The organism is Flavobacterium sp. WC2421, assembly GCF_040822115.1.
Taxonomy (GTDB): domain Bacteria; phylum Bacteroidota; class Bacteroidia; order Flavobacteriales; family Flavobacteriaceae; genus Flavobacterium.
The window spans coordinates 931502-944199 of sequence record NZ_CP162004.1 but is presented as its reverse complement, the minus strand read 5'-3'; the positions used below and the strand labels follow the sequence as shown (position 1 = coordinate 944199).

The 12698-nt window shown below is 33.2% G+C and carries 8 protein-coding genes; 1 reads left to right on the top strand and 7 read right to left on the bottom strand.

The window, feature by feature from the left end; all coding sequences use genetic code 11:
• Positions 1-86 precede the first annotated feature (86 nt).
• The 6 genes from AB3G33_RS03905 to AB3G33_RS03880 form a co-directional block, all read right to left on the bottom strand.
• Positions 87-2360, bottom strand: a complete 2274-nt coding sequence (locus tag AB3G33_RS03905) for a helix-turn-helix domain-containing protein (RefSeq protein ID WP_367772767.1) — start codon at positions 2358-2360, stop codon at positions 87-89.
• 173 nt (positions 2361-2533) lie between these two features.
• Positions 2534-3121 carry an OmpH family outer membrane protein gene (locus AB3G33_RS03900; protein ID WP_367772765.1) on the bottom strand — a complete coding sequence of 196 codons (588 nt, stop codon included), beginning with the start codon at positions 3119-3121 and terminating at the stop codon, positions 2534-2536.
• Between the two features lie 246 nt (positions 3122-3367).
• On the bottom strand, positions 3368-4216 hold the full coding sequence (locus AB3G33_RS03895) for a class I SAM-dependent methyltransferase (RefSeq protein WP_367772763.1): 849 nt from the start codon (positions 4214-4216) through the stop codon (positions 3368-3370).
• 222 nt (positions 4217-4438) lie between these two features.
• The gene (mnmG, locus tag AB3G33_RS03890) at positions 4439-6310 is read right to left on the bottom strand and encodes a tRNA uridine-5-carboxymethylaminomethyl(34) synthesis enzyme MnmG (protein WP_367772761.1); all 1872 of its coding nucleotides are present in this window, start codon (positions 6308-6310) and stop codon (positions 4439-4441) included.
• Positions 6311-6482: 172 nt separating this feature from the next.
• Positions 6483-6902, bottom strand: a complete 420-nt coding sequence (gene ybeY, locus AB3G33_RS03885) for an rRNA maturation RNase YbeY (RefSeq protein WP_367772759.1) — start codon at positions 6900-6902, stop codon at positions 6483-6485.
• Complete coding sequence (locus tag AB3G33_RS03880) at positions 6899-10204, bottom strand: hypothetical protein (protein ID WP_367772757.1); 3306 nt, start codon at positions 10202-10204, stop codon at positions 6899-6901. Before AB3G33_RS03880 ends, ybeY begins: the two co-directional genes overlap by 4 nt.
• A gap of 243 nt (positions 10205-10447) precedes the next feature.
• Here AB3G33_RS03880 and gltX point away from each other — a divergent pair, with 243 nt between their 5' ends.
• On the top strand, positions 10448-11953 hold the full coding sequence (gene gltX, locus AB3G33_RS03875) for a glutamate--tRNA ligase (protein WP_367772755.1): 1506 nt from the start codon (positions 10448-10450) through the stop codon (positions 11951-11953).
• A 35-nt stretch (positions 11954-11988) separates the two neighbouring features.
• Here gltX and AB3G33_RS03870 read toward each other — a convergent pair whose 3' ends face one another.
• On the bottom strand, positions 11989-12630 hold the full coding sequence (locus AB3G33_RS03870) for a PorT family protein (protein ID WP_367772753.1): 642 nt from the start codon (positions 12628-12630) through the stop codon (positions 11989-11991).
• Between the last annotated feature and the right edge of the window lie 68 nt (positions 12631-12698).

Genomic DNA, 12698 nt, shown 5'->3' with positions numbered 1-12698 from the left:
TTCACTATTTAAAAACCTCCAAAGGCAAATGCGCTATTAGAGGTTTTTTTATTAGATTACTGACCCAATTGAAAACCTAAAATTTCTTAATTTAAGCTGGCTTTGAACATTCTCAGTTCGTCCCAAGAATACTTATCACCAAACTGCTCTTTCATTCCTGTTAGTGATTCTTCTTTGTAATGCTTGAAGGCTTCACTCAATTCAGTTATTTTATCATTAGGTAGAATGTCATTTACTTTTACTTTTTTAGATTGTATTAGTTTTACTAGATGGCTTTCGATAGTTTGAGTGGTCAGTTTACGAATGGTTGCTATATCCTGAATTGAATTTTTAGCCAGCCACAACTCATAGGTTTCCTCGACAGTTGATTTCTTCGGTGCTTTATTTTCTGATTTTTTCTTTGCCGAATAACGCTCTACATCTTTTTCATCTTCAATCAAAGTAATATGCACTTTCTTAAATTGATTTTCGATTGCCTCTTTTTTCCTCGGAATGTATTTTTTTATTTCGTCTGAAGTTAGTTTCTCTTTCGAAATAGTTTCTCCAGCAACTACGGTTTCAATTAACAATTTGGCTTTCATCAAACGCAAGACCGCTTTCGTCTGCAACTCTTCTAAAACAATTAATTCATCAAAAAAAGCTTTTACTTTCTTGATGCGTTTTACCTCTTCTAGCTTCCACAAGATCTCAAAAACCAACTCATCCATGGGTTTGAAGAAATAATCAAAAGCAGCTTGAATTCTTTCAGAAACATGAATTAAATCGACCGTTTCGTTATTGAAAATTTTATTGAGCTGTATGATGAATTTTTTGGATGGATCCAAAAGTGCATCAATAGCATTCATTTGCTTGGTTGCCCAAATTGTATGTTTGGATTTCTCGGAACTTTCGGATTTTTCCGAATAACTGTACTTGTGATTGCGCCATTCTTGTGCCAGATCTGACCAGTCAAAACTATTAATCAAGTAATTATGAATAAAGTTTTTAGTTTCAAAATGCAGCGAATTTTTCAACACCTCTTCTGAGGCTTTGTTCAGTGCATAGTTCATCACATCTTGGTCATTTGAAATTCCGTTCATCCGCAACGGAGAAAGTAAAACAAGGCCTTCTAAGGAGCGTAAACGCGAAAGAGCCACATACGCTTGTCCAGGCATAAAAACTTGCGAAACATCAATCGCTGCTTTGTCAAAAGTTAATCCCTGGCTTTTATGTACCGTAATCGCCCACGCCAATTTAATAGGATAATGAACAAAAGTTCCTAAAACCTCCTCTTCTATTTCCTTAGTAACAGGATCTACTTTATAGCGAATGTTTTGCCATTCGTATTTTTCGACTTCAATGGTTTTGTCTTCCTCTGGAAAATGAATTCTAATTTCTTGGCTCGAAAGGGACTTGATAATCCCCATTTTTCCGTTGAAGTAATTTTTATCAAAGGATAAATCATTTTTCACAAACATGACTTGTGCTCCTACTTTAAGTAGCAAACGTTCTTCAATTGGAAATAATTTTTCAGGGAAATCACCTACTATATCCGCTTTATAATTAATTAATTCTCCTTTTAAATCTTCTAATGCTTGCGCATTCATGGTATCCGCCTTGGCATTATGTGTAGTTAATGTGATATAGCCTTTGTTTTCTTTGAGATCAAAATCAGGTTTCACGTATTTATTGAGCAACTCAATGTCTTCAGTAGAAATTTGGTTATTTCTTAAATTATTTAAAACCGAAATAAAACCAGTATCTGTTTGGCGGTATATTTTCGATAATTCGATATACAGAGGTGGACTTTGTTGCACAACATGCGAATGAAAAAAGAATTTTCCTTGGTAGTAAGCACGCAACGTTTTCCATTCTTCATCACGAATAACGGGTGGAAGCTGTAATAAATCTCCAATAAACAAAACTTGCACACCACCAAAAGGAGTTGTTTTCTTGCGTACGGTTTGCATCATGTAATCCATCGCATCCAATAAATCAGCACGAAGCATACTCACTTCATCAATTACCAGCAATTCCATATTGCGAATTACGGATTTCTTCAATCCACTCATTTTAAAATGCCTCCGCAAGGTGTCTTTGGACTCAAATTTAACTGTATCCGTAAATTGAGAATCGACATTAAAAGAAGGAATAAAACCTCCAAAAGGCAATTGAAACATGGAGTGAATTGTAACACCGCCAGCGTTTAAAGCCGCAATTCCTGTAGGTGCAACCACCACCGTATTCTTATGGGTCGTTGCTATAATTTCACGAAGCAAAGTGGTTTTACCAGTTCCTGCTTTCCCGGTCAGAAAAACAGATCGTTGGGTTTGATTGATAAATTGTAGTGTGTAAGCGGCAGCTTCGGAAATGGTTTGCATTAGGCGTATAAATTAAAAACGGAAAATAGTTTCGGTATAATCAACCGAATTAAAACAAAGTAAATGTACCTTTTTTTAAGATTATAAAATAAAAACAAAAGATACAATTCGTAACAAAAAAAAACCTTCATTCTAATAAAAGAATGAAGGTTTCAATCGAATTAAAAATAAAATTATTTTTTAGTTTCTGTTTTAGCATCAGCTTTAACTTCTACTTTTTCATCTGCTTTGGCAGCTGATTTGTATTTGTCATTTAATGCTTTAACAATATCTTTTGTAATGTCATATTTCTCTTCAGCATACAAAATAGAAGCAGCATCACCAGTACCATAAATGTAGCTGTACCCTTTTTCTTTACCATATGCTTTGATGAATTTTTTAACACCACTTACTAAAGTATCCATTTCAACACTACTATCTTGTTGCAATTGTTGCGATAAAGCTTGTTGTGCATACCCTAATTGTTGTTCTCTTTTTTGCAATTCAGCACCTTTTTTCTGAGCCCACTCTTGACCATTCGCTTGCGCTTGAGATTGAAAATTGGCAGCTTCTTGTTTGAAACGATTAATCTCTGCTTCAAGTTGTCTTCCTTTTTCAGCAGACTGTGCTTTATATTTAGCTTCAAGATCTTTTGCTTCTGTATATTCTTTCATTAATACTGAAGTATCTACATAAGCTGTTTTTACTTCTTTAACTTCTGCAGTTTTGTTACAAGCAACAACTGAAATAGAAATTGCAATAATTAATAATACTTTTTTCATTTTGGTTTATTTGTAATTTAATGTGTGTACGACAAAAATATAAAAAAATAGATAGTAACCTAAAAAAGTTTAGATTTTACGAGTTTATTTATACTATTAGATTTTACTATTAAAAAAAACAAAAGTATAATTTGTAATTATAAAAAACGGCTTTAATAGCGTTAAAATAAGCTTAAATCTAAAAATAGCCAACAAAATATACGTCTGAAGCAACAATCGAGTCTTAAAACTATATTAAAATCGATTTTAGTTGTTTTTTAGAACATAAATATGGGATGAATATTCAAAACTACCTTTTGCTTTCCAGTTGGACCATAAACCAACAAAAGATGCTTTTATAAAATTCATTTTTCCGGATTTATATTTTTCTGAAAGTAAACTAACATAAAATGAATCAAACTTCATAGGAAGTACTTTTTCCAATTGTATGTTTTCTTTTTCAAAAAGTAATTTTATTGCTTTTTTAGAAAAATGCCAAAAATGAATCGGTACATCATATGCTGCCCAAAACGCGCCATAATGTTTTGCGTCAAATGATTTAAAATTAGGTACCGCAATAATTAAAGATCCATTGGGTTTTAATAACCGTTTCAATTCTTTTATTTGAAAATCCAAATCGGGTACATGTTCCAAAACATGCCACATCGTAATCACATCAAAAGATTGATTTTCTAGAGTTCTTGTTTCTTCCACAAAAGCAACTCCTTTTTTACTTGCTATAGCTTTTGCTTTTTCACTTGGCTCGACTCCAATTGTTTCCCAACCATTTTGTTTGGCCACCGATAAAAAATCACCTGTACCTGCACCAATATCTAAAATGCGTCCTTTAGCTGGTTGAAGTGAATTGATTAAATCTAGTTTGTTTTTTAAAGCGATGCTTTTTACAAAATGATAGGCTTTCTCAAATAAAGAACGTTTCCCATCCGTATGAGAAATATAATCTTCACTTTCATAATACTTACCTAAAACGTCTAAACTAGGTTGCGGATGTGTTACTAACATATCCAGATTTTCATCATAGTATAATTCGAAAATTTCTTTTGAAACGGAATGGTCTTTTACGGTAAGGAAATGTTTTTTATTAGAAATGTCCATTTATTAAATTATATACTATTTATACTTTTTCAAACCAAACCCCAAAAGCACAGAAATACTTTTAGGGTTGTGTTTTATTTATTTTTAAAACTATTCAATAATAACAAGGGTTTCAGCAATAGTTTCACGTGGAACAAAATGAATTTAGATTGTAGATTAACGATTTTAGATTGCAGATCTAAAACTCAGAAATCGCTAATAATACTACAGCAATCTAAAATCTTATCTCCCCATGTAAATCAACAAGACCGAAATATCACTTGGCGAAACTCCACTTATTCTTGACGCTTGAGAAATAGTTACTGGACGTATCTTAGTTAACTTTTGCTTTGCTTCAATAGACATGGATTTGATTTTATGATAATCAAAATCTTCTGGGATTTTCACATCTTCTAAACGAGTTAGCTTATCCGCATTGTTGCGTTCCTTTTCTATGTAACCAGAATACTTCACTTGAATTTCGGCTTGTTCTAATATTTCTTGATCCACATCATTCTCGGAAACATATGTTTTTACTTTTTCAAATTTCATCATATCCTCTAAATCGATTTGAGGACGCGAGAAAATTTTAAACATTTTATCTCCTTGCGAAATCAATGCAGTTTCTTTTGATTCTAAAATTGGATTTGCTTCTGCCATTGTAATACTAGATTCTCGGAAGAAAGCAACCATTTTTTCTGACTCCTTCAATTTGTGCTCCATTCTGCGTAAACGTGCCTCAGAAGCCAAGCCAATTTCGTGTGACATTGGTGTCAACCTAAAATCAGCATTGTCTTGACGCAACAACGTTCTATACTCCGCGCGAGAGGTAAACATTCGATACGGCTCTTCAGTACCTTTGGTAATTAGATCATCAATTAATACTCCAATATAAGCTTCGTCTCTTTTTAAAATCAATGGCGCTTTTTCATGCACTTTTAAATGCGCATTAATTCCAGCCATCAATCCTTGAGAGGCGGCTTCTTCATATCCTGTAGTTCCATTAATTTGTCCCGCAAAATACAACCCTTCTACCAACTTAGTTTCTAAGGTATGTTTTAATTGTGTAGGAGGAAAATAATCGTACTCGATTGCATAACCCGGACGCAAGAACTGTACTTTCTCAAAACCCACAACGGAACGCATGGCTTTGAATTGAATATCTGCAGGAAGAGAAGTAGAAAAACCATTTACATAAACCTCACAAGTTTTCCAACCTTCGGGCTCTATAAATAGCTGATGTCTTTCTTTATCGGCAAAACGATTTATCTTATCTTCAATAGAAGGACAATATCTAGGTCCTATACTTTTTATACGACCATTAAACATCGGTGAACGATCAAAACCTTCACGCAAAATATCATGTACTTCCAGAGATGTATATGTCATATGACAAGAACGTTGATGAACCAACGGAGAAGTTATATCCGAATACGAAAACTTATCTGGTCTCGCATCACCCTTTTCTTCATTCATTTTAGTAAAATCAAGAGAACGACCATCCACACGAGGAGGTGTCCCAGTTTTCATTCTACCAGATTCAAAACCTACTTTTATCAAATCTTCGGTGATTCCATAAGCAGCACTTTCCCCTGCTCTACCACCACCAAATTGTTTTTCGCCAACATGGATTAAACCATTCAAAAAAGTTCCATTAGTCAACACAACTGATTTCGCTTTGATTTCGATTCCAAGCGAAGTACGAACTCCTTTTATTTTTCCGTCTTCAATAATAAGACCCTGCACCATCTCTTGGTAAAAATCCAAGTTTGGCGTTCCTTCCAACATCAACCTCCACTCTTCAGCAAAACGCATTCGGTCACTTTGAACACGAGGAGACCACATTGCAGGACCTTTCGATTTGTTAAGCATCTTGAATTGAATCGCCGTACGATCCGAAACAATTCCAGAGTAACCACCAAGTGCATCAATCTCACGAACAATCTGCCCCTTGGCAATTCCACCCATGGCAGGATTACAAGACATCTGCGCGATATTCTGCAAACTCATTGTTACCAATAAAGTTTTGGAACCTAAATTTGCAGCGGCAGCAGCGGCTTCTGAACCAGCGTGCCCTGCACCAACTACAATAACATCATATTCTTCTTGAAACATTTTCTTTATAAATTAACTCGACTTCGTCGAGAATGGTATTAAAATCTAAGTACTATTTTATTTTTCTAAAAGCACAACTTCCATTGTTCCACGTGGAACTACATTCGCGCTAAAAACAATCAACAAGAATTGTTCCACGTGAAACAAAACCAAGAATATCTAATTTAAGAATTTACTGTTCCACGTGGAACATGGCGATTTTTTCATCTTCCTTGGAACGCATTAAACGTTCGTTATCCTCACCTTTGTCTTTATAGCCACAATAATGTAACACACCGTGGACTAAAACACGTCTCAATTCTTCTTCGAAAGCCACATTAAAATCAACAGCATTGTCTTGCACACGCTCTACAGATATAAACACATCTCCACTAATTTCATTTCCCATTGTGTAATCAAAACTTATAATATCAGTCAATGTATCATGATCTAAATATTCCACATTTATTTTATGTAAATACTCATCATCGCAAAAGATATAATTAATCTCCCCTTCTTTTTTACCTTCAGAAATAATTACAGCAGAAAGCCAGTTAGCGATTGCTTCTTCATTATCTAAATTAAACTCGTTTTCGTAATTAAAATTGATCATTTTTTATTAAAATATTCTTGAACCTTTTGGTTGAAATTGGAGCGCAAAGGTAATGATTGTCTATTTAAAATCTCTATCGTATTTAAATAATCTAACAATGCGTCTGGTAACGGTTTAGATTCATTATTAAAGTCTTTTTTATTTGTTTGTGATTGGCGTTTATTTTCCTCCCCTTGCTCTTGAACAGCTGTTTTTAATTTCAATAATTCCTGCTTAAGATTAAGAATCTTTTGCAGTGTTTCATTCTTAAATCCTTTGTTCAGCAACTGCTTCTCAATTTGTTTCATTTGTTCTAAAACACTTTGTCCTTGATTGCCGAGCCCTTGTTTATTCAACTCGTTTTCTAGAGCCTCTCTAAGTTGTTGTTGCTCTTTATAAATCTCCATTATTGCCTTAGCATTTCCTTCTCCTTCTTCCTCAGATTGTGAATCTCCTTTTCCTGGTTTAGAACCCTCACCAGGCTTCCCTTCTTTGTCTTCGCCAAGTTTCTTTCCAGCTCCCATTCCCTCCTTGACCTTCTCTCCTATTCCTTCTTGCTTCTTAATTATATCTGGCAATTGCATCCCTGACCCTTCACCCGGTTTTGGTTTACCTGAACCCATTCCTGATAAAGACATTTGCATGCTATTTAATATATCGCTTAAAAAATCACCTAATTTATTAGCTGCAGAAATAGTATATTGCTGATGTGATAACCCTTTTGGAATTTGAGAGTCAGATAAACTCTCCAAAGACTTATCTATATTGTATTGCATGTTTCCTATTTCACGAGTAACATCTTCGGCAATTTTAGGATTACGAAGTGACATTGCAAACAGACTATCATCAACATGCTTGAACTGCTGTTTTAAATCCTGTTGCCATTTAATTTTTTTATTAAAAGCTGGAGAACCTGTTTTTAAACTTTTAAACTGCGTCATTAAGTCCTCTTGAGACAAAGAAAAAGCCAATAAATTATCTAAAATTTGGCGCAACATTTTTACATCTTCATCTAATTGTTCCATCTCACTTGACTCCAAACTCTGCGCCATTTTCTTAGACATAGACTTCATGTTCTTAGCCGCATTTTTTTGTTTTGGCTTAGCCTTATCTTTATTGTCTTTTTGCAGTTCATCCGAAGCTTTCTTTAAATCATCATCAATATTCTTTTCATTGGCAGCGTCATCAGGCAAATCAAGTGGCGCCCTCAACTCCTTATTGTCTTTCTTTAAATCTTTCAGATCTTCTTGGATTTTGTCAAATGCCTTATTAATTTCATTCTGTTTATCTAACGAATTCTCCTTTACATTATCTGACAATTGATCTTGCTTCTGTGAAAGTTTGTCTAGCTTATCCGCAATCTGTTCTGCCTTTTTATCTACATAATACTTCTTAGTAAGCTCCACCAATTGCTGTAAATTTTTTACTTGGTTTTTACTGTTTTGTTTGAATTTGTCCAGCTTAGATAACAACTCTTCATTTTTAATTTTATCATTCAGATCTTTAAGTTCATCTAATAATTTTTGGTTCTTCTCTAAATCTTTATCGGCATTATCTAATCGCTTTTGTAAAGCCTCCTTCAACTCATCCTTTTCTTTTGATTTGAATTTATTAAGATTGTCTTTCATTTTATCAGCAAATTGCTTCATCAAATCATCTTGTTGTTTTTGACGTTTGATAAAATCATTTACTTCCTGTTGTTCTTTAAATTCAAACTTGTCTTTTTCCTTTCCCGATTTCTGAAGTTTATCTAATTCCGAAATTTGCTTGTTTTGATTTTTTAATGAATTTTCTAAACCCTTGATATTATCATTTTGCTGTTGCAAAAATTGATCTTTCTGCTCTTCATCTGTAGCCACACGATTAGAAAAAACAGATGATTTTGAACTTTTGAAATTATGCACTCCATCGTTATCAAAAACTTCAAAATAATACTCATAAGAAACACCTTGTTCCACTGGAAGATTAGAAGGAAAAGAAAATACGAACTGATCAAATGGTGATGACTTTATTGCAATTGTTCCACGTTTTACATTGATGGGATTCGATTTAGGATAATAAACAACCTGAAGCTTTGATAATCCATAATCATCAGAAATTTGACCTAAAACATAGTTGCGATCCACGTTTAAACTATCCGGTGCAGTATGCACTTGTATGGCAGGGAACTGATCTTTGATTATAGATAACTGATAATTTAATTTTTCGTAATTATTTACTCTATTATTGGAGGTAATAATTTGATAATCTGTATTTTGAAGTATATTTTTAGACAAAACAAACTTGTTTTCCTCTTTTGAAAAGGGAAATTCCACCTTATCACTAGACCACACTACATTTTCAGTAGCCAGCGTCTTCATTTTCCATACAACACGTGTTCCTTCGGGTACAATTGCATTACCTGTTCCTTGAATTACTTCTGATTTCTTATTTAAATAAGATGGATAATTCAATTGCATTTCAAAATCAACAATAGATGGAACAACTATAACTTTTAACTCATAATCAGGAGACGAAACTGTGTTGGCTTCCAAATGAAAAGAAATAGCCGTACTAGGATTTGCTATTTTAAAATGAAACTCGCCGTTGCCGTTTTTTTCTAAAAAATAACTTTCGTTAGCTATAAAAATCATAACATTTTCAGGAACAACAGAACCAATAGTTTTTACTCTAAGAATAAAATCCTTATTCTGTTCTGTTTGTAAAGCGGAATTCAGCACCATAAATTGAAATGGAGCTGGTGGCAAAAATGCAGTATTAAAGTGCACTACTCTATTTAAACTTTGAGAAATAATACTTTTATTGCCGGATACAAAAAAAGCACTAAATAACAAAACAGGAATAATGGCTAATGGCAAATACTTTTTATTCGAATTAAAATTAATTGCATTACTAAAAGGAATCGGTTCTAAAGCATTTGCCTTTTGTTCGATTGATGCGAGTAACAATTCTGATTTAGAATTTATAGACGTAGCATCCGAAAGTTGAATAAAATTAGTCAACGTATCATTAACATTTGCAAAATGACTACCAATAATTTGGGACGCTTGTTTATAATCTAACCCTTTTTGAAATTTAAACAATTTAAAAATTGGGAACAGAATATAGCGAAGGAAAAGAAACCCTTCAACTCCAAGAAAAATCCAAAACAAAAACATCCTCCCTATTGGCTTAAGCCAAAGAAAATATTCTACAAAAAGAGTAAATAGAAAATACAGCAAACCCAAACCGATAAAGAAAACGATTCCTCGTATCAATTCATTTAAATAAAACTTTCTAATGAAAGCTTCTAATTTTTGATAAATAAAATTTGAATTCTCCAAAATCTATAACTGTTTTATATAACCAATAAAAGTAACAATTTATATGAAATGAACATCAGAAAAAAGTACTCAAAGTACGAAACATAATATGTGAATTACACATGACCAATGAAAAACAATAAATAGCTACATGTCAATAAAGAAATGTTAAAAGGATGCAAAGTTGAAAATGATGGAATTACCCGATTTCAAATAAACCATTTGAATAATTGAAATTGTATCTTTGCACCAAAATTTACAAAAATGTCAAACCCAATTCGCGTGCGTTTTGCACCAAGTCCAACAGGACCTTTACATATTGGCGGTGTACGTACTGCTTTATTTAATTATTTGTTTGCCAAAAAAAATGGTGGAACTTTCTATTTAAGAATTGAAGATACAGATCAAAATCGTTTTGTTCCAGGTGCCGAAGCATATATAATGGAAGCATTAGAATGGTTAGGAATTGCCCCTGATGAAACAATTGGAAAGAACGAAAAGTTTGGACCTTACCGTCAAAGCGAAAGAAAACATTTGTATAAAGAATACGCTGATCAATTAATCAATTCAGGTTGGGCTTATTACGCATTTGATACTCCAGAAGCGTTAGATGCTTTTAGAAAATCAGAAGAAGAACAAGGGAAAACATTCATTTACAATCATACAAATAGAGAAAAACTAGATACTTCTTTAGTTATTTCAGCAGATGAAACTGCTAAAAGAATTGCAAATGGAGAACATTATGTAATCCGTTTTAAAACACCAGTAGATGAAACGTTACAACTTCATGATATCATTCGTGGTGATGTAAAATTTGAAACTAGTTTACTGGATGATAAAGTATTGTTTAAAAGTGATGGAATGCCAACCTACCATTTGGCAAATATTGTAGATGATCATTTAATGGAAACTTCGCATGTAATCCGTGGAGAAGAATGGTTGCCTTCCATGCCTTTACATGTTTTATTATACAGAGCTTTTGGTTGGAAAGCACCAGAATTTGCTCACCTGCCCTTGATTTTAAAACCTGTTGGAAATGGTAAATTATCAAAGCGTGATGGAGACAAACTAGGTTTTCCAGTATTTCCATTAGAATGGAAAACAGAAGAAGGTATTTCAACTGGTTATAGAGAAAACGGATTCTTTCCTGAAGCTGTTGTTAACTTCTTGGCTTTATTAGGTTGGAATGATGGAACGGAACAAGAGTTATTCTCCTTAGAAGAATTAGTTGAAAAATTTGACTTAAACAGAGTACATAAAGCGGGTGCTAAATTTGATCCAGAAAAAAACAAATGGTTCAATCACCAGTATTTAATCAAGGCAGATGATCCTACTTTGGCTAAAGCCTTCACTCCTATTTTAAAAGAAAAAGGATTTACAGTAGATGAAAATGTCGTGACAAAAGTGGTTTCTTTAATCAAAGAAAGAGCACATTTTGTATCTGAATTTTGGGAAATGAGTGATTTCTTTTTTGTGGCTCCTACAACCTATGATGAAAAAGCAAGAAAAAACTGGAAGGAAGATACTCCTGCATTAATGCAAGAATTGATTTCGGTTGTTGAAGAAATTACCGATTTTACCTCGATGAACATAGAAACGATTGTTAAAGACTGGATGACGAAAAACGAAATAGGAATGGGTAAAGTAATGCAACCTTTCCGATTGAGCTTAGTTGGTGCGTTAAAAGGTCCGCACCTATTTGATATCGTAGAAGTCATTGGTAAAGACGAAACGATAAAAAGAATTCAAAAAGCAATAGCTACTTTATAAAAACAAAAAAAGTCCCGATAAACTCGGGACTTTTTTTATAAATACAATAGAATATTACCATTCAGAATTCCTGGGTTTCCTTTAAAATCATATCCTAAATTTTTAGAATTTAAATTCCCTAGCATATTATTGACACCATATTGATAGGACACATTAAATCGGAAATGTTTCACTCCAGTAGTTAATCCAACTGTTGGATAAAAATTAAACTTAGAAATATCCACAATATCTTTAGCTAATAAAGTAGTTCCTGAAATAACATTATTCTCTTCTTCGGGTTTGATTTTAAATTTTCCGTTTATTTGTACAATTGGGCCAAACTCAACACTCAACACATTTTCAACTAAAACAAAACTTAATTGCAATGAAATTTGAGCTGAAGGTAATTTATAGTTTACATCTTTATGCCCAAATCCAACATTATTTGTTTGAACTAAAAAATTGTTTTCTGAAAACTGAATTGAATAAACCATATCCCAATTGTCGTAGAAATTTCCTCGAACGGAAAGCCCCGTATTCCAACCCAAATCAGGTTTTGTTTGAAAGTTATTGGTGTTTAAGGTAAATTGATTTACACCAACAGTAATTCCAATTCTATTAGAATCCCTATAGCCATACTGGGCAAATGTTATACAAGTAAAAAAAAATAAAACGAAGGATGTAACTAGCTTTTTCATATAATAACAGTAAACTAACACAAACCTAAAGATTTTTCGTAATTTAACAGTAATTTTTAAACTAAATT

Excerpts from the sequence above, each read along its gene's own strand:
- mnmG (WP_367772761.1), bottom strand. The coding sequence starts at position 6,310 with ATGTTTCAAGAAGAATATGATGTTATTGTAGTTGGTGCAGGGCACGCT.
- AB3G33_RS03900 (WP_367772765.1), bottom strand. The coding sequence starts at position 3,121 with ATGAAAAAAGTATTATTAATTATTGCAATTTCTATTTCAGTTGTTGCT.
- AB3G33_RS03870 (WP_367772753.1), bottom strand. The coding sequence starts at position 12,630 with ATGAAAAAGCTAGTTACATCCTTCGTTTTATTTTTTTTTACTTGTATA.
- AB3G33_RS03905 (WP_367772767.1), bottom strand. The coding sequence starts at position 2,360 with ATGCAAACCATTTCCGAAGCTGCCGCTTACACACTACAATTTATCAAT.
- AB3G33_RS03895 (WP_367772763.1), bottom strand. The coding sequence starts at position 4,216 with ATGGACATTTCTAATAAAAAACATTTCCTTACCGTAAAAGACCATTCC.
- ybeY (WP_367772759.1), bottom strand. The coding sequence starts at position 6,902 with ATGATCAATTTTAATTACGAAAACGAGTTTAATTTAGATAATGAAGAA.
- gltX (WP_367772755.1), top strand. The coding sequence starts at position 10,448 with ATGTCAAACCCAATTCGCGTGCGTTTTGCACCAAGTCCAACAGGACCT.